Below are 20,438 nucleotides of genomic sequence, written 5' to 3'. Positions count from 1 at the left end.
GTAACAGTTGGTGGCGGGCCGATGACGAGTCGACGGCGACATGGAGATGCACCCTCGAGGAGGACTAAGGTGTTCTTGTGACACGCCGAACCAAGATCGTTTGCACCCTGGGCCCGGCCACCGCGAGCGACGAGCGTCTGAAAGAGCTCGTCGAAAGCGGCATGGACGTGGCCCGGATGAATTTCAGCCACGGTACGCATGAGGACCATGCGGCCGTCTATGCGCGCGTCCGCAAGGCGTCGGACACGACCGAGAAGGCCGTCGGCGTCCTGGCCGATCTCCAGGGACCCAAGATCCGGCTCGGCCGTTTCGACGGCTGCGACGGCTCGACCGTCTGGGAGACCGGCGAACAGGTGCGCATCACCGTCGAGGACGTGGTGGGCGACCATGATCGGGTCTCGACCACCTACAAGCAGCTCGCCGAGGACGCGAGCCCCGGAGATCGGCTGCTCGTCGACGACGGCAAGGTCGGTCTCGCGGTGTCCGCGGTCGAGGGCAACGATGTCGTGTGCACCGTGACCGAGGGTGGACCGGTCAGCAACAACAAGGGACTCTCGCTTCCCGGGATGAGTGTCTCGGTGCCCGCGATGTCGGAGAAGGACATCGCCGATCTCGAATTCGCGCTGGGGCTCGGCGTGGACATGGTCGCGCTGTCCTTCGTGCGCAGTCCGTCCGACATCGAACTGGTCCACGAGGTGATGGATCGCGTGGGCCGCCGGGTCCCGGTCATCGCGAAACTCGAGAAGCCCGAGGCCATCGAGAACCTCGAGGCGATCGTCCTCGCCTTCGACGCGATCATGGTCGCCCGTGGCGACCTGGGCGTCGAGCTGCCGCTCGAGCAGGTACCACTGGTGCAGAAGCGGGCCATCCAGATGGCTCGCGAGAACGCCAAGCCGGTCATCGTCGCAACGCAGATGCTCGACTCGATGATCGAGAACTCGCGTCCGACCCGCGCCGAGGCATCCGACGTGGCCAACGCGGTCCTCGACGGCGCCGACGCGGTCATGCTGTCGGGGGAGACGTCGGTGGGCAAGTACCCGCTGGAAACGGTCCGCACCATGGACCGCATCTGCCGCGCGGTCGAGTCCGGCCCCCGCGACGTTCCGCCGCTGTCCCATGTGCCGCGCACCAAGCGCGGCGTCATCTCCTACGCGGCGCGCGACATCGGCGAGCGCCTCGAGGTCAAGGCGCTGGTGGCGTTCACCCAGTCCGGTGACACAGTGCGTCGGCTGGCACGTCTGCACTCGCGTCTGCCGTTGCTGGCATTCACCCCCACGCAGGCGGTACGCAGTCAGCTCGCGCTGAGCTGGGGCACCGAGACGTTCATCGTCGACCACGTCGACACGACCGATCACATGATCGACCAGGTCGACCATCAGTTGCTCCGGATCGGCCGCCTCAGCGAGGGCGATGTCGTGGTGATCGTCGCCGGCGCACCGCCCGGGACGGTCGGTTCGACCAACCTCATCCACGTGCACCGGATCGGCGAGCAGGACCACTGAGGTCGTCCGCTCCGGCTCGGGGCGGTGCACGACGCCGTCGCGGCCGAGTTCGAGACACACCATTAGGGTGTGAGGCATGACCGTGGAACAGGCTGGCGATCTCGGCAAACTGCTCGCGTTGCTCGACGTCGAACGTCAGGGCGACGACCTGTTCATCGGGCACCATCCCGAACAGGTCACCGCCAGGACGTTCGGCGGGCAGTTGCTCGGACAGGGGGTTGTCGCGGCGGCGCGCAGCCTGAGCCGCGGCAACCCGCCCATCCACGCCCTGCACGCGCACTTCATCCGCGGCGGTGACGTCACCAAACCGATGGAGTATCACGTCGATCGGTTCCGCGACGGGAGGTCGTTCGCCAATCGCCAGGTGACGGCGAAGCAGGACGGCGAAGAGATCTTCACGATGCTGGTCGCGTTCCAGGACAACACGTCCGGGCTCGAACACGCGGTGGAGATCCCGAACGTGCCGTATCCGGAGGAATTGCCCACTCTCGGTGAGCATTTCAAGGGTTACGAAGACCGCATCGCCACCTTTGTGAATGCGTTGCACCCCATCGACATCCGCTTCGCCAACGATCCGAGCTGGAAGGCGAAGGACGCGGGGGAGAAGCTGACCGACAACCGGGTGTGGATGAAGGCCGACGGCACGATGCCCGACGACCCCGTGATGCACGTCGCCGCAATGTGTTACGCCTCGGACACCACGGTGCTCGACTCGATCATCACCACTCACGGCCTCTCCTGGGGCATGGATCGGTTGTTCGCCGCGACCGTCAATCACTCGATGTGGTTCCACCGCGAGTTCCGGTTCGACGACTGGCTGCTCTACGCGACCCGGTCGCCGGTCGCCACCGGGTCACGCGGAATGGGCTCGGGTCGATTCTGGATGCGCGACGGCACTCTCGCGACATCGGTCGTGCAGGAGGCGCTCATCAAGTACTTCCCGCCCAAGAAGTGACCCTGCAGGTCTGAGGGGGAGCTGATGGACCAGGGGAGAACCACCGCCGAACCGCCACACCGAGCCGCCCACGAGATGTGGCTCGACCCCGGTCCGGCGCTGCCGCGGCGGACGTGGCAGCGGCGCACGCGGGTTCCGGTCATCGTCACGACCTCGATCGCGATGATCGTCTTCGCGGTCATCGTGGGAGTCGCAGTCATCGCCGGCCTCCTGACGACGCCGGTGTTCACGGCCAAGGGCGGGGTGGTCGCGGACTGTTCGACCGAGGTCGCCGCGGTGCCGGGTGGGGGCACGCTGGCCCGCGGCGCGCCGGTCCTCCTCTACGACGCCGCCGGCGGCCAGGTGGCCACGACCACGCTGTCGGTGTTCCTCCGGGCCGACGACGGTTGCCGGCTCACCTTCGAGGTGAGCGGTGTCGAGTACACCGACGCCGGTTATGTGGTGACCGTCGGGGACGCCGACGATCGTTTCTCGGAATCGATCTCGACCGCCGCCCTCCAGCAGGGCGCGGTCCTCCGGCCACTCGGCTGAGACACCGGATCGCGGACGAAACCCGACAATCCGCGCGTCCGCCGACACCGCTCCGCGAGACGCCCGTGCGGTTGTCCGGACACCGGGTGAACGGCGGGTTAAACTGCGCCGGATCATCATCGGAGTTCCCGAACCCGTTGCGGCGGCCGGAACCTCGATGACACCGATCGGCGATGGTGAACCGGGATGCCCGTCGTGGCGTCCGTAGCGAGGAGAGTGCGTGGAGTACAGCATCGACTGGGGCAACGAGGTGTGGGCCAGTCTGAAATGGTTGGCCATCGCGTTCGCGATCTCCGCCGTGGCGGTCCTCGTGATCGGATATCTGCTCTCCCGGTTCAGCCGGTGGGGTGCGCCCCTGTGGCGGGTGATCGGCGGGTTCTTCACCGGCCGGGCGACCCGGTTGAAGGCGTGGGGGCTCGTCGTCGCGCTCACGCTCTTGTCGCTGCTGGGGGTGCGCCTCAGCGTGCTGTTCAGCTACTGGAGCAACGATCTGTACACGTCCCTGCAGACCGCGGCGGAGGGGATCGCCGCGGGCGGGCCGCAGGGTGCCGAGATGCTCCGGATCGGCGAGGATGCGTTCTGGCATTCGATGGCGATCTTCGGCATCCTCGCCGCGGTCCACGTCGTCCGCACGATGGTCGAGATCTACGTGGGCGCGGCGTTCGACATCCGCCTGCGCTACTGGCTGACCGAGGGCGCCACCGCCGACTGGATGGCCGGCCGCGCCTTCTACCGCAACCGTTTCGTGGACCTCAGCGCAGGGTTGTTGCGGCGCAGACGTTTCGGACGCGGCAAAGCCGAACCGCGGCGCCGGGCCGCCGACATCCACCCCGGCGTCGACAACCCCGATCAACGTATCGAGGCGGACATCACGAATCTGGCATCCGTCGGCTCGTCGCTGTTCTGGGGCGGTGGTGGTGTGTCGACCAACGGTGTGCTGCCCGCGTGCGCCTCGATCGTGTCGTTCTCGATCGTCCTGTGGGACCTGTCCGGTCCGGTCACCCTGCTCGGTGTCGAGATCCCGCGGATGATGATGTGGCTGGTGCTGGTCTACGTCCTCGTCGCCAGCGTTGTCGCGTTCGCCATCGGACGTCCGCTGATCCGCCTGAACTTCTGGCGCGAGCGCCTCACCGCGAACTTCCGCTACGCCCTGGTCCGCATCCGTGACGGTGCCGAGAACGTCGCCTTCTACAGCGGCGAGCGCGTCGAACACAACAATCTGATGACCAGATTCCGTGCGGTCGTCAAGAACTTCTGGCAGATCATCCATGTGCAGTTGGCCTTCGTCGGCTGGAACTTCAGCGCGTCGCAACTGGCAGCGGTGTTCCCCTATCTGGTCCAGGCGCCTCGCTTCTTCGACGGTCAGATCAAACTCGGCGACATGACGCAGACCGCATCCGCTTTCGGAGAGATGCACGATGCCCTATCGTTCTTCCGGAACGCCTACGACGACTTCACGGCGCTGCGTGCATCGATCATCCGTCTCGACGGTCTCGCCGACGCCGATTCGCGCTCGCGTGACCTGCCCGAGGTGACGACCGTGGATCGGGAACGCGCCGTTGCGCTGTCGGACATCGACATCAAGACCCCGAGCGGCGACGAACTCATCAGCGCGCTCAGCCTCTCGCTGGCCCCCGGCGCAGCCCTCGTCGTCAAGGGACGGTCGGGGTCGGGCAAGACCACGTTGCTTCGCGGCCTGGCCGGATTGTGGCCGTTCATCGATGGCGAGTTCGCCCGCCCGCCAGGCGAACACACTCTGTTCCTGTCGCAGATGCCCTACATCCCGCTGGGGGACCTGCGGACCGCGGTCGCCTACCCGGCGCTACCCGACGACGTCGGGGACGAGGCCATCAAGGCGGCGCTGGAGAAGGTGTTCCTCCCGCACCTCGTCGGCCGGCTCCACGACGAGGAGGACTGGGTCAAGGTGCTCTCGCCGGGCGAGCAGCAGCGCGTCGCGTTCGCTCGTATCCTGCTCACCCGTCCGCAGGCCGTGTTCATGGACGAGGCGACCTCGGCGGTCGACGAGGGTCTGGAGTTCTCGCTGTACTCGCTGATCCGCACGGAGTTGCCGGAGACGATCCTGGTCTCGGTCAGTCACCGGAGCACGACCGATCAGCATCACACCGACCTGCTCGAACTGACCGGCGGCGGAGGCTGGAACCTGGAGTCGCTGACAGACGGTCCTTCGCTCGACAAACAGTCCTGATCTGGATTTTTTGCCAACCGGTTACCGTTCGGCGGAACCGGTCGTGACACCCGTCCTCACTCGCTACTGTGACGTACGACACATCACTCCGGCAAGTCGAGGACTGTCATGACCGCTGCAGAGACCATCACGTTTCTCCACCAGACCGGCGTCGCCGTCGCGACGCTTCCCGCCGCGTTCCAGCAGACGATCACCGTGCGCCCCGACGCCATCGCGCTCCGCACCGTCGGCGGGTTGCAGGAGATCACCTGGGACGAGTACGCGCGCCGGGTGGAGGCCATCGCCGGGGGTCTCGCGGCGTTGGGCGTCAAGCGCGGCGACACCGTCGGGATCATGCTGACCAACCGTCCGGAGTTCCATCTGGTGGACGCCGCCGCGCTCCACCTCGGCGCGATTCCGTTCTCGATCTACAACACGAGTTCGCCGGAACAGATCGAGTATCTCTTCGGGAACGCGGAGAACTCCGTCGTCGTCACCGAGCAGGTGTTCCTCCCGGTGCTCACCGCAGCGAACACCGCGGTGTCCACGACGGTCGTCGTCGACGGAGTGGCCACGGGTGCCGTCTCACTCGCCGACGTCGAACAGACGCCGGCACCGGAGGGTTTCGACTTCACCGCGTCGTGGCAGGCGGTGCAGCCCGACGACCTGGCCACCCTGATCTACACCTCGGGAACCACAGGTCCGCCCAAGGGTGTCGAGATCACCCATCGCAACATCGTCGCCGAGATGGCTGCGCTCGCCGAGATCGTGCAGGCGGGTTTCGACGACCGTGCCATCTCGTACCTGCCCGCGGCGCACATCGCCGACCGGGTGTCGTCGCACGCGGCCAACATGATGCGCGGTATCCAGATCACCACTGTGCCCGATCCCCGCGAGATCGCCGCCGCACTTCCCGACGTGCACCCGACCTTCTTCTTCGGCGTGCCGAGGGTGTGGCAGAAGATCCGCGCGGGCATCGAGGCCAAGCTGGCCGAGGAGTCCAGTCCGGTGAAGAAGGCGCTCGCGGGCTGGGCGTTCGGGGTCGGGGCGTCGACGGCGCAGGCTCGGGTCGAGGGCAAGAGATCGGGTGGCCTCGCGCACGGCCTCGCGGACCGTCTGGTGTTGCACAAGGTCCGCACCGCACTGGGGCTGGATCAGGTCTCCTTCGCCGGCTCGGGTGCCGCCGCGATTCCGCCCGAGGTCCTGACATTCTTCCTGGGACTCGGTATCCCGGTGCTCGAGGTCTGGGGGATGTCGGAGACAACCGGCGTCTCGACGATGACGACCAGCGACAATCTCCGGATAGGTACCGTCGGCACTCCGGTACGCGGCATGGAGGTGAAACTCGCCGACGACGGTGAACTCCTCGTCCGGGGGCCGGTGGTGATGCGCGGTTATCGCAAACAGCCCGACAAGACCGCCGAGACCATCGATGCCGACGGATGGCTGTCGACGGGTGACATCGCGACGATCGACGACGACGGGAATGTCACCATCGTGGACCGCAAGAAAGAACTCATGATCAATGAGTCGGGAAAGAACATGTCGCCCACGAACATCGAGAACGCGATGAAGGCGGCGTCGTCGCTCATCGGTCAGGTGGCCGCGATCGGCGACGCCCGGCCCTATGTGTCGGCGCTCGTGGTGCTCGATCCGGATGCCGCCGCCGCGCGTGCCAAGAAGCTCGATCTCTCCGGCGCCGATCTGACCGAGTTGTCCTCACATCCGGAGGTGGTGGACGAGGTTGCGGTGGCAATTCGTGCCGGAAATCAGTCACTGTCCCGCGTGGAGCAGGTCAAGCGATTTACCATCGTGCCGACCGCCTGGGACCCCGGCGGCGACGAGCTCACCCCGACGATGAAGTTGCGCCGCAAGCCGATTGCGACAAAGTACGCGAATGAGATCGGTGAGCTGTATCAGGCGCAACCCGGACGGTCGGTGGTCGACCTGCGGTCGTGATCGGGGCCTCGATGAGGTCACATCGCCGGCATGAGACAGGGAGAAGGAATTGGACGACCAAGCAGGTGTCGACCAGACGGCCGATCGCGAACTCGGACCCATCGACTACATCGTGGTCGAGTGGACGGGCAAGCAGCCGACTGGTGAGGCACTTCCACATCTGATCGATCTGATCGACCGCGGGATCGTGCGGCTGATCGACATCGTCTTCATCACCAAGGACGCCGACGGAACGGTTGCCCGGCTCGAGATCAACTCCCTCGGCGCGGATTTCGCGATCTTCGACGGCGCGGCGACCTCCTTGCTCGACGATTCCGACCTCGCGGAGGCGGCCACGGTGATCGATCCGGGGTCGAGCGCGGCGGTCCTCGTGTGGGAGAACGCATGGGCTGCTCCGTTCGCCACGGCCGTCCGAAAAGGGGGTGGACAGCTCGTCGCTTCGGGACGGATACCGGTGAACGCCTTGCTCGCCCAACTCGATGCCGCCGACGCGGCGACCCCGGCCGCGCCGACCGCGTAACCGCCACCTCGACAACCGACCTGAATCTCGAGAGGACAGAACATGCCAGGACTTCTTCGCGGTGTCGCCCGCACCGCGGTCATTTCCGGCACCGCGACAGCGGTGAGCAACCGGGTGTCCCGTCGCCAGGCCAGCCGGTGGGCACAACAAGGTGCCGCACAGGACCCGCAGCAGCAGTATGCCCAGCCCCAGTACTCCCAGCCGCCGCAACAACCGCCCCAGCAAGCGCCCACGCCGAGCCCGACGGACACGATCTCGGCGCTCAAGGAGCTCGCCGCGCTCTACCAGCAGGGCATCCTCACCGAGGCCGAGTTCGCCGCGCAGAAGGCGAAGATCCTGGGGACCTGAAGTTCGCCGCTGCCCAGTGGGAAGCAGGTTCGCGGCCACCCCAGGGGCACTCACGACTCGTGCGTGAGTGCCTCCGCGTCGTCGATCTGCTCGAGGGCGTCCGTGCGCGACATGTCTTTCAGTGCGACCCCGGATCGTCCGAGTCGGCGGGCGCCGTCGATGAGTGCAGCAGTCGTCCGCGCCGCGACGTCGTACTGCAGGCCGTCGGGTGGGTGGATGTTGGAGATGCAGTTGCGATCCGAGTCGGCCCGCCCCGGCCGGGGGAGATGGGTGAGGTAGATCCCCAGGCTGTCGGCGACCGACAGGCCGGGACGTTCGCCGATGATCACGATGAGGGTGGTGACGCCGAGGGCCTCGCCGATGTGGTCGCCGAGGGCGACGCGTGCCTCGGTCGCGATGACCGGCGGCGCGATGGAGTAGCGGCCGTCGAACTGTCGCAGCAGGGCCGCGACGAGGCCGTGGCCGTGGTCGGCGAGAGCCCGCGGCGACAGTCCGTCGGCCAGCACGATCCCGATCTCGGTGTCGGCGCGCGGCACCTGCGAGAGGTCGTCGGGTAACCGGCCCAGATCCGGCCGGCGCAGGTACTCGCTGCGTGTCGCCGCCCGACTGGTGACCACGATCGGGGCATCGAGATCGAGTTCGCCGATGCCACGGGCGAACTCGTCGACGTCGAGCGGTTCGTGCACGGCGTCGCGCGCAAGTGCATGGGCGGCCTGGAATTCGAGGACCCGCCGCGACGGAAGCGAATTGCCCGCGCGGCCGAGTCCGATACGAGCTTGGGTCGTCCGGCGCAGCTCGGCCCACGGGTCGGGGTGCTGCGCCTTGTCGGCGGATGCGGGCCGGTCCGCGGTCATCGCCCGGCCGTCAGCGGTAGCAGGGGAGACTCGCCGGGTTCCACCGGTAGAACCCGACCGTCGCCATCGGTCATGCCGAGTCGGGCCAGCCACGACTCGAACTCGGGAGCGGGCCGAAGGTGTAGTGCCTCACGCACATAGAGCGCGTCGTGGAACGACAGGCTCTGATAGCCGAGCATCACATCATCCGCCCCGGGCACGGCGATGACGAACGCGGCCCCGGCGACGCCGAGCAACGTGAGGAGCGTGTCCATGTCGTCCTGGTCGGCTTCGGCATGGTTGGTGTAGCAGACGTCGACGCCCATCGGGAGCCCGAGCAGCTTGCCGCAGAAGTGATCTTCGAGTCCGGCACGGATGATCTGTTTGCCGTCGTAGAGGTATTCGGGACCGATGAACCCGACGACGGTGTTGATCAGCAGTGGTTTCAGCACGCGAGCCACCGCATACGCGCGGCTCTCCAGGGTCTGCTGGTCGACCGGTTTGCCGCCGACGCCGAGGTGCGCGCCGGCCGAGAGTGCCGATCCCTGACCGGTTTCCAGGTACATCACGTTGTCGCCCACGGTTCCGCGACGCAGTGATCGTGCCGCCTCGTCGGCGTCGCGCAGGATGTCCAGCGTCACCCCGAATCCCTTGTTGGCGCCCTCGGTACCCGCGATCGACTGGAACACGAGGTCGACGGGTACACCCTGCTCGATGAGGTCGACGGTGGTCGTGACATGGGAGAGCACACACGATTGCATCGGGATCTCGAAACGCTGCCGGATGTCGTCGAGCATGTGGAGCAGGTCCGCGGTCGCTCGCGGTGAGTCCGACGCGGGGTTGATCCCGATGACCGCGTCGCCACATCCCATCAAGAGCCCGTCGAGGGTGGCCGCGGCGATACCCCGGGGATCGTCGGTGGGGTGGTTGGGTTGCAGGCGCGTGGCGATCCGGCCGGGCAGCCCGATGGTGGTGCGGAAGGCCGACGTCACCCTCGCCGCGGCGGCCACCAGGATCAGGTCCTGGTTCCGCATGATCTTCGACGCTGCTGCGACCATCTCCGGCGTCAGTCCGGGGGCGATCCGGGAGAGCCGGTCGGCGGCGTCGGCGCGTGGGGCGATCTCCAACAGCCAGTCCCGGAACCCGCCGACAGTCAGGTGGGCGATCTCGGCGAACGCGGCCCGGTCATGGGTGTCCACGATGAGTCGGGTCACCTCGTCGGATTCATACGGCACCAGGGGTTCGTCGAGGAACCGGCTCAGCGGTACGTCAGCGAGTTGCCATGCGGCAGCTGCTCGTTCGGCATCGGACTCCGCGGCGCAACCGGCGAGCTCGTCTCCCGACCGGCGCGGCGTCGCCTTCGCCATCAGCTCGACGAGGCCGTCGAACTCATGGGTGGTGCCGGCGATGGTCTGGTGGTACCTCATCGAATACTCCGGCCCCCAGGGACGTGGTCGCGCATCATGGTCCCCGAAGTCTAGGTTCGGTGTCGAAGAGGCGCACGCCGAACGCGGACGGGGCCGTCGGCGCGCCTCGACCGCCGCAGCGGGTCGGGGACGGCGATGACGGACCGGTGGGCCTCCGGGCCCGGCGCGTTCCTCACGCGGTGAGATCCGCCGTGTGGAACGCGCCGTGGCGATCACGGTGTCGCGTCGCCGGAGCCTTCGATCTTGAAGCCGACCTTCAGCGTCACCTGGAAGTGGGCGATCTGACCGTCTTCGATGTGGCCGCGGGTCTCGGTGACCTCGAACCAATCGAGATGGTTGACGGTCGACGAGGCGCGGGTGATCGCATTCCGGATGGCGTCATCGGTGCCGGAGGCCGAGGACCCGACGACTTCGATGACTCGATACACGTTGTCCGACAAGGGAACCGCTCCAATCATGAGAACCTTCGGGCGTGGGGTGCGGTGGGTCCGCAGCGCGGACGGCCGCTCCTCCTGTCTACCCCTAAGATCGAGAGGTGACCAGTGAATCGGTAAACCGGAACGTCTCCGCGAGGTGCCCGTGTCTGTCGGGTCTCGTCCTCGGCGACTGTTGCGGACCCGTTCTCGCCGGTGAGCGCCCCGCACCGACCGCCGAGGCCTTGATGCGTTCGCGTTTCACCGCTTTCGCGCTCGGAGATCGGAACCATCTGCTGGTCAGCTGGCATCCCGACACCCGCCCCGTCACGCTGGATCTGGACGAGTCGACGCGCTGGTATCGCCTCGACATCGAGTCGACAGCTGCCGGATCACCCTTCGACGTCGAGGGCGAGGTGACCTTCACCGCGTACTACCGACGAGGACCGGAACCGGGATCGCTGCACGAGCGCAGTCGTTTCACGCGACTCGATGGTCGATGGGTCTACCTGGACGGGATCGTCGACTGACGAACACTCAGGCGTCGGCGAAATCCCAGAACTGCAGCCACGTCACGCTGCCGAAGACCGTCAGGCATAGCAGGTAGAGCATCAGGATCGTGCCCGCTCCCGCGATGTTGCTGCGCCAGTTGTTCCCGTCGACCGGATCGAGGAACCGCCGGAAGGGGCGGGACGCCCACGGCATCAGCCACCACTGCATGAGCGAGACGCTGACCACCTGACTCAGCCACAGCGCCAGCCACGGTTCCGCGCCGAGGCGATCGAGGGTCGGGCCGAGGAACCTCGAGAGTGTCATCACCGTCGGGTACAGCACCAGCAGCACCATCATCGCCGACTTCCAGTTCGGCGTCTGCAGTATCCGGCCGCGGTCGGTGCGCACGGTGGTGCCGAAGGCCGTCGTGCTGGCCATCGTCTCGAAATCGTGGGTGAGACTCGAACGCAGCCCGGCGAGGGCTTCGCTGCGTCGGCTCGACGACACCCAGGCCGCCAGCTGACGGTCCGTGCGAAACCGCAACACCGACAGCGACGTCTCGCGCTCGTCGTCGACGAACAGGGCGGTGCCCTCGTAGCCGCCGAAGCCGCTTGCCGCATCGGTCAACACGTGTTGCGCCGCGACGAAGTCGCCGACCGCGCCGGCGACGATGTCGTGCCGGAACGCGCCGACTCCGGGCGGCGGCGACTGTCCGTCGACGAGCTCGAGGACGGGCGTCGCCGGTAGCCAACCGCGCGCTCGTCCGGCCTCGAGCGCAGACCGGTGTCCCGGACCGGCGAGCCACCGGTCCAAGGCGTCCTCGTCGACGAACGTGGTCGCGACCGCCGGATCGAAATGTCCGTCGGTCACCGCCGATATCGCGACGCCCAGGCAGCCGGCGGAATCGGTGGCCGAGGCGGCCAGCGTCGCGGCCCACTCCGCGAAATCGCCGTTGGTGCCGGCGTGGAAGACCGACACCGCGATGATCGCGGTGGTGCCTGCGGTGTCGGTGGCGTCGTGTGTGGTGACGATCGTCGTCTCCTGCCGGGCAGAGTTCCGGTGGCCGGTCAGACGGTGACCCGACGCCCCTGGACGTAGACCTCGGCGATGGATGATTCGCGAAGGCCCATCAACAGGCCGAACAGGGTCTGGTCGCGAGCGAGATCGGCATCGTCGGAACGGACGGCGTTGTCCAGCGTCGACTTCAGGGCGTCCACGGGTTCGATGACGAGGAAATCGGCCTCCTTGCCCAGATCGAAGTTGCCGAAGCGGTCCTCCATGTCGAGCGCGCGGGCGCCCCCGACGGTTCCGATGAACAGCATCTCGGCCGGGTGCATCGACACCCCGGCGTCTCCGGGTTCGGTGATGTGCTGCTTGAACGCGTCGCCGAGGACGCGCGGGACCAGCCATTCGTCGCCGCCGCCGAAATCGGTTCCGGCGGAGATGTTCACACCCGCCGCAACCGTACGCTTCCACGGCATCGTGCCCGACCCGAGGAACAACTGGGACACCGGACAGTGCGAGATCGAGGTGCCGGTCTCGGCCATGCGCGCCAGCTCCGCATCCTGGCAGTGCACGCAGTGCGCGAGGATGGTCCGCGGACCGAGCAGGCTCTTGCCGCCGACCTGCGAGCCGGGCAGGAACTTGCCGTCGTAGGTGTCGAGGTAGGAGTCGACCTGGTAGACCTCCTTGGTGGTGTCGACCTCCCCGGTTCCGGGTCGGTTGTTCTCGTTGAGGTGGCTGTGGACGTAGACGCCTCGGTCCCGGTATTCGTCGTACAGGTCGCCGAGGTTCTTCAGCGTCTCGGTGGTCACCGACAGGGAGAACCGCGGCACGATCGCGACGTGCAGCAACGCGGTGCGGTAGTCGCCGGTGTCGGCGGCGTGCCACTTGTCGATCTCGGCCCTGGTGAGGCGGATCGCCTCTTCCTCCGAGGTCAGCAGCGGCTTGGCGGTGTCACCACCGACGGTCTGGATGCCGCGGCCGGCCACGATACGCAGTCCGGCCTTCTGGGTCTCGGTGAACAGGGAGTCCTGGGCGTGGGGGAAGGCGGAACCGAACACCATCATGGCGGTCGTCCCCGCGGCGACCCGACGCCTGGTGAACTCGACCGCGGCGGCCTGGGCGAATTCGGGGTCGGCGAACTTGGATTCGGACGGGAAGATGCAGAGATTGAGCCATTCGAGCAGCTGCCCGCCGCCGTAGGAGTCGCCGGCGTAGGTCTGCGGGAAGTGGATGTGGGTGTCGACGAAACCCGGGATGAGGTACCCGCCGGGGTGGTCGTGGGACTCCGCCGATGCGAATTCGTCCGGGACATCGGCTTTCTCGCCGGCGAACTTGACCGTGCCGTCGTCGCCGACGACCAGCGCCCCGTCGGGTATCGAGACGAGTGCGTCGACCGCCTCGGTGACGGCCGGACTGCCGGCCAGATGGAAGATGTGCCCGTAGTGGACGGTGTCGGTCATCGGTGCTCCTCGGTTGATGTGGTGCGGTCGTTGCGTTCGGGAGGTCAGAGGCGTTGTGGGTCGGTGAGTCTCGGCGTCTGAGGGATGGTCGGGTGGTCGGTTCGGTGTCGGGCCGACGTCGCCCACCCGAGGAGGAGGACCCCGGCCAGTCCGCAGCCGGCGTACAACCAGCCCAGCGGAGCGGGAGAGGTCTCGGGGAGGACGCCCACGAGGGTCAGCGCCGCCGAGACGATCAGATACGAGGCGGCGGTGGCGATCCCGCCGACCAGCCCTAGATTTTTGGTGAACAGTCCCAGAGCGAGGCCGTACATCTGCGGGCACAGTATGCCGCATCCGGCCAGGGCGAGCGCGGCACCGATCGTCAGCGCCCACGCATCGGAACCGACGGTGAGTGCCGATGTCAGGATCACCGCGGTGCCGGCGCCGAACAGGACGAAGGCGCCGTACGCGAGCCGACGCGTCGACGTCCGGATGGCGAAGTAGCTGCACGCCAGTTCGCCGACGAGATTCGCCGCGCCCACACACAGGGCGATCAGACCGTATGCGGCCGGCGTGAATCCGAGCTCGGACTGATAGAGGAACGGACCCGCGACGCCGAAGGCGAGTTGAGCCGCCGCCATCAACCCGAAAACGACGACGAAGCAGGCGAAGACGGGGTGGGTGATGATCGAGACGGAGGTCCGGGACGTGGCGCGCACATCGACGGGGACACGGTCGCCCGGGGCGAGCGTCTCGGGCAGGGCCATCACGACCACGATGCCGACCAGGAGGGTCATCGCCGCGATCAGGACGAAGATGAGTCGCCAGGTCAGGAACTGGGCCAGCACACCGCCGACGGCCGGCGCGATGACCGGTGCGAGACCCCAGGCGGCACCCAGCAATCCGGCGACCGAGGTCAGTTTCCTGCCGCGGAAACAGTCGGCGGCAACGGCGTAACTCAGGACCACGCACGCGCATGCGCCCAGTCCTTGGACGAAGCGGGCACCGAGCAGCATCGGCACTGTCGTCGCCGCCGCAGAGGCGAGGCTGGCGATGATCGTCACGCCCATGCAGGCTGTCAGAACCCGCTTCCGTCCCCACGCGTCGGCCAGCACCCCGACGGGTACGAAACCCACTGCGAGACCGACCATGTAGGCGGTGACGGTGGCCTGTACGGCCGTCGAGGTGGACGACAGGTCGGTCACCATGTCGGGCATCGCCGGCGTGTAGATGTCGAGGGGGATCTGGCTGAGCGGGACAACGCACAGGAGGATGCCCACGATCCGACCGGGGCGAGGCCCGGCGACACCGGTTGTCACGGCGACGCACTCACGGGAGTGTCCAGAACTGGACCGTGATCAAGTAGAAGATCGCGACCCAGGCCGCGTTCAGCGCAATGATGAGCAGCGCGCCCCGGAGGTTGGTCCGGGGTTGAGGCGCCGTCGACTTCGGTTGCAGCCACCAGCCGAGCACCCGGTTCACGTAGTACGGCATCGTGAGATAACTCATCGCGAAGCTGGACAACAGGTTTCCGATCAGCATGCCCAGCCACAACGGCATTCCCAGCGGCGCCGTCATCAGGGTGAGGAACACCACCGTGGGGTAGAGGCCGACCCAGACCGCCACGGAGGTCTTGACATTCGACGGAGGTGGCGCGTCATCCCCGCCGTGGGAGAACCAGTTGCCGAAGGAGTGGTCGATCCGGCGAAGGGTGAAGTCGCCGAAGTCCTCGGCCTCGGCGAGGAGTTGGGCACGCTCACCGGATGTCAGCCAGGCGTCGAGGTGCTCGGCGGTGTCGAAGCGGTACGAGATCGTCCAGTCCTCCTGGACGCCGGGGATCGGCCGGAACAATTCCGTGCCGCGGAAGCCGGGGAATCGGTGCTCGGCGGCGTCGACCTGTTGCTGCCACGCCAGGAAGTCGTCGACCTTGGACTCGGCGACCCGGTGCGACACCACGACGGTGACGAGCGTCTCCGGCTCGGCGGTGCCCGGCGCCAGGACCTGGGCGGTGGCCGGACCGTCGAAGAGGGGCTTGCCCTCGTCGACGAGGTCGAGCCGGGCGGCGCTGTTGAGCCAGTCCTGGAGGTGGCCGACCGAGTCGAATCCGTAGATCGCCGTCCAGTCCGGTTGGCTGGGATCCGGCGCCCGCAGCTTCGAGCCGACGAAGCCGGGAAACCGGGCCGCCGCGGTCTCGATCTTCCCGAACCACTCCCGGTAGCGATCGTCCATACCCGCATGGACGCGTTGGCCGATGATGAGGGTCGCGGCGCCCTCGGGGGCTCCGGACTTCCGCCCCGTCTCGGGGCGGGAGATCTCGTTGGTCATGGGTCCTCCGGCGTGGTCTCGGGCGGGTGGGCGATCAGAGCGGCAGAACCCCCAGTGCCCGACCGGGGTCGATGTGGTCCCGCAGTCGTCGAAGTCGCGCGAGATTGCCGCCGAATGCCGCTTCGGTCTCCCGCTCGGTCTCGGCGAATCCGGGCCGGAGCTCGACGCTGTAGACGCCGATGGTGTCCGCGGCCAGCACATCGAGGGCGGCGCGGGCCCAGGCCTCGCACCGATCGGTGGCGGCGTCGTCGGACCAGATGGCGTTCAGCGGGACGTTCCACTCGGCGCCACGGCCCCAGAAGGCGGTGCTCGCGTCGTCGACGTCGGCGAGGGCGCCGCCGGTGTGCTGGAAATCGATACGGCACGCCCGGGTCGGGGCGGCGGTGATCGCGTTCCGCAATCCGTCGGCGACGTCGTCCCCGAGCGTCGGGCCGACGAACACCGACTTCCCGAAGAAGTGCCCGCGTTCCGACGACGTGTCAGGGTCGGCTGCCCGGATGGGCGGCGGGTCGGTGCCGCCCGGACCGGGGTGCGCGAATTCGGGCAACCCGCTCAGATAGCGACCCGTGGTCTGCGACCGGAAGCGGGGCGGACGGGCGGAACCGGCCACGACGGCGTCGGTGGCTTCGCGTGCCTCGGCGAGGTCGGTCGCCCGGGAACCACGGCACGCCGTGTAGACCAGAAGTGCGGGCTCGTCGTCATCGGCGCCGTACCCGAGGACCGCGCCCATCGTCGTGTGTCGGGGGAGTGTGGGCGCGATCGCGAAGTAGTCGGCCAGCGCATCGAGTTCGACCACCGCACGGTCGATGTGCACCGGGCCCTGCGCCACCGTGCGCAGTTCCGCCGCGGTGACCACGCCGAAGCTCGGGGCACATCCGCGCACCGCCCACCACAGGTCGGCCTCGGTGCCCGTGCTGTCCGCGTCGAGCCGCACCACCTCGCCGTCGGGCCGGACGAGTTCGACCTCGACGAGATGGTCGAGGGTGAGTCCGGCGCTCCGCGTGAGGTATCCGACGCCGCCGCGCGTGGCGAGGCCGAACCCGGCCAGACCGACGATGCCCACCGGGATGACCCGCCCGGACCCGGTCAGTGCCTCGAGCACCGCGCCGACGGTGGCGCCGCCCTGGACCCGGACGCGGTCGTCGTGGGCGTCGATCCGGGTGAGATGAACCGACAGGTCCATCAGCACGGCGGAGTCGTCGACGCAGGTGGAGCTGAGTCCGCCCCCACGGGCGGTGACGCGACCACCGCCGGCCGAGACGATCCGCATGGCCGTGGCCACGTCCGAGGTGTCCCGGGGGTGCACCACACATGGCGGAGTGCGTCGGGACGCGTCGGGAAAGAAGATGCGCGACAGTGACTCTCGATATCCGGCGGACCCGGGTCGATGCATGCGCCCCGCCAGCGCGGCGTCGAGCTCGGCGGCGATGCCGTCGGAAAGGGTCGTCATCGGCCGTCCGCCCCGGTACTCGTGATCGTCCGAGACGCTGGGTGTGATCTCGGACGCGGTCGGCGCAAGTATCACCCCGCCGCATCCGCATGCGCGCGCCAAACCGGAGAACTCGTCGTGAATTGGTCCGGGTGGACCAGCACGAACCGCCCGAGCGGTCCGGCGTCAGCTGTTCATGCGGACCGCTGTCCACTCGACGAAGGGGACCGTCGCCCGCCAGTCACGGCGTATGCGATCCACGAGTTCCGGCGAGTGGATGATCTCGTCGAATCCGTAGTCCCGGCCGACCGACAACGACCGGTGGCGGAGCAGTTCGATCCGCGGATGGGAGACGTCGTATCCACGTGGCGCGGTCTTGAGCCGGTCCCCGGCGATCTCCCAGCCGTCCTTCGTGAGCCGCCGGAGAATTCTCTCGAGCTCCGGTCCGCTGCGGTCGTGGTCGATGGACTTCCGCAGCTCGGCGAGCCGGGCCGGCGACGCCTCGTAGAAGCCGGCGCCGACCCGGACACCCGGAGCGCCGATCTGGACGTAATACCCGGTGGCCGGGGCCACGGCGACGAACGCGCCCTGATGGGTCTTGAACGGCGTCTTGTCCTTCGAGAATCGGACATCGCGATGTGGCCGGAAGATCTTGGCCGGACCGAACTCATCGGCCAACGCGTCGGTCAGGGCCCTCATGGGCTCGGCGACCGCCGAGCGGTAGACGTCCTTGTGGTCCTCCCAGAACACCTTGGAGTTGTCGATCTCCAGGTCGTCGTAGAAGTCGAGTGCGGCCTCGGGGAAACCGGTGAAGTCCATCGCCGTCATCCGGGGAGGCCACGACCGAAACCGACGACACCACCGTCGGACCGCCAGTCCAGCGAGTGAATCCGGATGCGCCCCATCTCGTTGCCGCCCACCGTGACGGCGGTCTCACCGTCGACCGCCACGACGATGTTGGTGTGCTGACCGAATCCCGACGACCGGTCGTACAGCACGACGTCCCCGACCCGGGGTGCGTGGTCGCCGACGGCCTCGAACCGGTTCTCGGCCTCGTAATACTCCTGGAGCGTGTACACGCCGGGGATGCGCCAGTGGCCGGAATGCGGGTTGGCCAGCGGACTGCCCGCCGCCCGCATGATCCAGCTGACGAAGTTCGCGCACCACGGCTCGTCGGCGCCCTCGGAGAAGAACGTCCCCGGGCGCTGGGCGGCGTGTTCGCGCCGCACCGCTTCGACGACCCGCACCTGCCCCGGCGTGAGCTCGGATGCGTCGACCTCGGGGAACTCGGCGGTGTCCCAGGGCAACCACCGCTCGGGCACGGTCCGCCAGGCGACGAGGCCGACGCCGGCGAGAACGACCACGACCAGCGCCGCGGCGATCGCCATCCGCCGCCCGCCCCGACGCGTCGGGCGCGCGCGCTCGGCAGCGTCCTCTGGTCGATCGGCAGTCGGGTCGGCGGTCACCTCGACGAGTGTAGGCATCCGACGCGCAGCCCGGCGGCGACCCGCCTCGCCCGCGCGAGCGCCACGGCGCCTTGGCACAATGGGCGCCGGTGGGGCCCGAGGCGATGCGAGGAGTGAACGCGGTGGACGAGTCAGCTCACGAGCCGATCCTGCGTGCCGGGGACACGTGCCGCGAGATCGCGACCGCGGACCGCGTGGCCTGCATCGTCGATGCGGCGGACTACTTTCTGCACGCGAAGTCGGCGTTGTTGCAGGCCCGGCGACGAATAGTGCTCATCGGGTGGGATGTGGACACCCGCATCAGACTCGACCCGACGACCACCGACGATGAGGTCCCCGATGTGCTCGGCGACTTCTTGCGGTGGCTGATCGACACCCGTCCGGAGCTGGAGATCCACGTCCTGCGCTGGAGCACCGGAGCATTCACCGGCATCCTGCGCGGGGTCGCACCGCCGTTCGTCCAGGACCTGCTCACCGGTCGCCGTCTGCACTATCGGATCGACGCCGCGCACCCGGTCTCGGCCGCCCACCACCAGAAGATTGCGGTGATCGACGACCAGTTCGCCTTCTGTGGCGGCATCGACATGACCGTGGACCGCTGGGATACCTCGGAGCATCTGTCGCAGAACGACTTTCGCCGAGATCCCGACGGCCGGCCGCATGGGCCGTGGCACGACGTCACCGTTGCGCTCGACGGCGACGCCGCGCGCGTGGTCGCGTCCGTCGCCCTCGACCGCTGGGAAGCAGCCACCGGCGAGTGTCTCAAGCCCCTGGTCGACACGGACGGCCCCGACATCTGGCCGGCGGATCTCGACGTCACGTTCACCGACTGCGACGTCGCGGTGGCGCGGACGATTCCGCAGTACGACGCCCGGCCCCAGGTCGAGGAGATCCGTCGCCTCTATCGCGCGGCCTTCGCCGCGGCGCAACGGACCATCTACGTGGAGAGTCAGTACCTGGCGGCCCGGGAGGTCGCGGATGCGCTGGCCGAACGCCTCGCCGAGCCCGACGGTCCCGAGATCGTCGTGGTGCTGCCTCGGCATGCGGACAGCCCGGTCGAGCGACTCGCGATGGATGGTGCGCGGCACAAACTCCTGCAACTGCTGTGGCGCGCCGACAAGTACGACCGATTCCGCGCCTACTATCCGGTCACCGCCGACGGCGACCCGATCTACGTGCACGCCAAGGTGCTGATCGTCGACGACGTCCTCCTGCGCATCGGGTCGTCGAACCTCAACAACCGGTCGTTGGGATTCGACAGTGAATGTGACGTCGCGATCGAAGCCGATCCGCGTGATCCGGCGGACCGGACCCTGCGGTCGACGATCCTGTCCATGCGTACGCGCTTGCTGTCCGAGCATCTGGGCGTCGAGCACCGGGTATTCGACGAGGCCGTGGCTCAGGCGGATTCGCTCGTGAGGGCGATCGACGGGCTGACCGGCCCCGGCCGGACACTCGAGGCCTTCGATCGCGAGACGATCGACGGCGAAGAATCGGTCATCGCGGAAAACGAACTCGTGGACCCCGAGGACGCACGGGTCGGCACCATCGACCGGATCTATCGCGCGGTCATCCGGCGCGGCACGCGGAGCCTCCTGCGCGGCTGACC

At 67.9% G+C, this 20,438-nt stretch carries 19 protein-coding genes; 9 read left to right on the top strand and 10 right to left on the bottom strand.

The window, feature by feature from the left end:
• Positions 1–77 precede the first annotated feature (77 nt).
• The 7 genes from pyk to MHN80_RS08655 all read left to right on the top strand — a co-directional run bounded on the left by pyk (position 78) and on the right by MHN80_RS08655 (position 8,000).
• Complete coding sequence (gene pyk / locus MHN80_RS08685) at positions 78–1,502, top strand: pyruvate kinase (protein WP_064571845.1); 1,425 nt, start codon at positions 78–80, stop codon at positions 1,500–1,502.
• A gap of 76 nt (positions 1,503–1,578) precedes the next feature.
• On the top strand, positions 1,579–2,457 hold the full coding sequence (locus tag MHN80_RS08680) for an acyl-CoA thioesterase II (RefSeq protein ID WP_101819513.1): 879 nt from the start codon (positions 1,579–1,581) through the stop codon (positions 2,455–2,457).
• Between the two features lie 24 nt (positions 2,458–2,481).
• Positions 2,482–2,988 (top strand): hypothetical protein, encoded by a 507-nt coding sequence (locus MHN80_RS08675; protein WP_004019834.1) that lies wholly within the window; start codon positions 2,482–2,484, stop codon positions 2,986–2,988.
• A 220-nt stretch (positions 2,989–3,208) separates the two neighbouring features.
• Positions 3,209–5,194 (top strand): ABC transporter ATP-binding protein/permease, encoded by a 1,986-nt coding sequence (locus MHN80_RS08670; RefSeq protein WP_239400956.1) that lies wholly within the window; start codon positions 3,209–3,211, stop codon positions 5,192–5,194.
• 108 nt (positions 5,195–5,302) lie between these two features.
• On the top strand, positions 5,303–7,132 hold the full coding sequence (locus MHN80_RS08665) for a long-chain fatty acid--CoA ligase (RefSeq protein WP_239400954.1): 1,830 nt from the start codon (positions 5,303–5,305) through the stop codon (positions 7,130–7,132).
• 49 nt (positions 7,133–7,181) lie between these two features.
• Positions 7,182–7,652, top strand: coding sequence for a DUF6325 family protein (locus MHN80_RS08660; protein ID WP_004019837.1), 471 nt, complete (start codon positions 7,182–7,184; stop codon positions 7,650–7,652).
• Positions 7,653–7,694: 42 nt separating this feature from the next.
• Positions 7,695–8,000 (top strand): SHOCT domain-containing protein, encoded by a 306-nt coding sequence (locus MHN80_RS08655; protein ID WP_239400952.1) that lies wholly within the window; start codon positions 7,695–7,697, stop codon positions 7,998–8,000.
• Positions 8,001–8,050: 50 nt separating this feature from the next.
• Here MHN80_RS08655 and eutC read toward each other — a convergent pair whose 3' ends face one another.
• From eutC to MHN80_RS08640, 3 genes are all read right to left on the bottom strand, one after another.
• Positions 8,051–8,854 (bottom strand): ethanolamine ammonia-lyase subunit EutC, encoded by an 804-nt coding sequence (gene eutC / locus MHN80_RS08650; protein WP_239400950.1) that lies wholly within the window; start codon positions 8,852–8,854, stop codon positions 8,051–8,053.
• Positions 8,851–10,260, bottom strand: coding sequence for an ethanolamine ammonia-lyase subunit EutB (locus MHN80_RS08645; RefSeq protein WP_239400948.1), 1,410 nt, complete (start codon positions 10,258–10,260; stop codon positions 8,851–8,853). Before MHN80_RS08645 ends, eutC begins: the two co-directional genes overlap by 4 nt.
• A 212-nt stretch (positions 10,261–10,472) precedes the next feature.
• Positions 10,473–10,700, bottom strand: a complete 228-nt coding sequence (locus MHN80_RS08640) for a dodecin (protein WP_033203881.1) — start codon at positions 10,698–10,700, stop codon at positions 10,473–10,475.
• A 95-nt stretch (positions 10,701–10,795) separates the two neighbouring features.
• Between MHN80_RS08640 and MHN80_RS08635 the strand changes: the two genes are divergently transcribed.
• Positions 10,796–11,203 carry a YchJ family protein gene (locus tag MHN80_RS08635; RefSeq protein WP_239400946.1) on the top strand — a complete coding sequence of 136 codons (408 nt, stop codon included), beginning with the start codon at positions 10,796–10,798 and terminating at the stop codon, positions 11,201–11,203.
• Positions 11,204–11,210: 7 nt separating this feature from the next.
• Here the strand turns inward: MHN80_RS08635 and MHN80_RS08630 are convergent, their stop codons facing one another.
• The 7 genes from MHN80_RS08630 to MHN80_RS08600 all read right to left on the bottom strand — a co-directional run bounded on the left by MHN80_RS08630 (position 11,211) and on the right by MHN80_RS08600 (position 18,751).
• The gene (locus MHN80_RS08630) at positions 11,211–12,143 is read right to left on the bottom strand and encodes an antibiotic biosynthesis monooxygenase (RefSeq protein WP_239400944.1); all 933 of its coding nucleotides are present in this window, start codon (positions 12,141–12,143) and stop codon (positions 11,211–11,213) included.
• Positions 12,144–12,232: 89 nt separating this feature from the next.
• On the bottom strand, positions 12,233–13,630 hold the full coding sequence (locus MHN80_RS08625) for an amidohydrolase family protein (protein ID WP_239400942.1): 1,398 nt from the start codon (positions 13,628–13,630) through the stop codon (positions 12,233–12,235).
• A gap of 44 nt (positions 13,631–13,674) precedes the next feature.
• On the bottom strand, positions 13,675–14,928 hold the full coding sequence (locus MHN80_RS08620) for a multidrug effflux MFS transporter (protein ID WP_239400940.1): 1,254 nt from the start codon (positions 14,926–14,928) through the stop codon (positions 13,675–13,677).
• A 10-nt stretch (positions 14,929–14,938) separates the two neighbouring features.
• The gene (locus MHN80_RS08615) at positions 14,939–15,934 is read right to left on the bottom strand and encodes an antibiotic biosynthesis monooxygenase (RefSeq protein WP_239400938.1); all 996 of its coding nucleotides are present in this window, start codon (positions 15,932–15,934) and stop codon (positions 14,939–14,941) included.
• Positions 15,935–15,968: 34 nt separating this feature from the next.
• Positions 15,969–17,384, bottom strand: coding sequence for an FAD-binding oxidoreductase (locus MHN80_RS08610; RefSeq protein WP_239400936.1), 1,416 nt, complete (start codon positions 17,382–17,384; stop codon positions 15,969–15,971).
• A gap of 165 nt (positions 17,385–17,549) precedes the next feature.
• The gene (locus tag MHN80_RS08605) at positions 17,550–18,182 is read right to left on the bottom strand and encodes a DUF2461 domain-containing protein (protein WP_239401214.1); all 633 of its coding nucleotides are present in this window, start codon (positions 18,180–18,182) and stop codon (positions 17,550–17,552) included.
• A gap of 5 nt (positions 18,183–18,187) precedes the next feature.
• Complete coding sequence (locus tag MHN80_RS08600; protein ID WP_239401212.1) at positions 18,188–18,751, bottom strand: CHAP domain-containing protein; 564 nt, start codon at positions 18,749–18,751, stop codon at positions 18,188–18,190.
• A gap of 200 nt (positions 18,752–18,951) precedes the next feature.
• Here MHN80_RS08600 and MHN80_RS08595 point away from each other — a divergent pair, with 200 nt between their 5' ends.
• Positions 18,952–20,436 carry a phospholipase D-like domain-containing protein gene (locus MHN80_RS08595; RefSeq protein ID WP_239400934.1) on the top strand — a complete coding sequence of 495 codons (1,485 nt, stop codon included), beginning with the start codon at positions 18,952–18,954 and terminating at the stop codon, positions 20,434–20,436.
• Positions 20,437–20,438: the final 2 nt, after the last annotated feature.

This window comes from Gordonia sp. McavH-238-E (assembly GCF_022348225.1).
GTDB lineage: Bacteria > Actinomycetota > Actinomycetes > Mycobacteriales > Mycobacteriaceae > Gordonia > Gordonia terrae.
Note: the sequence above shows the minus strand (reverse complement) of the source record. Positions and strands in the feature narration are given on the sequence as shown.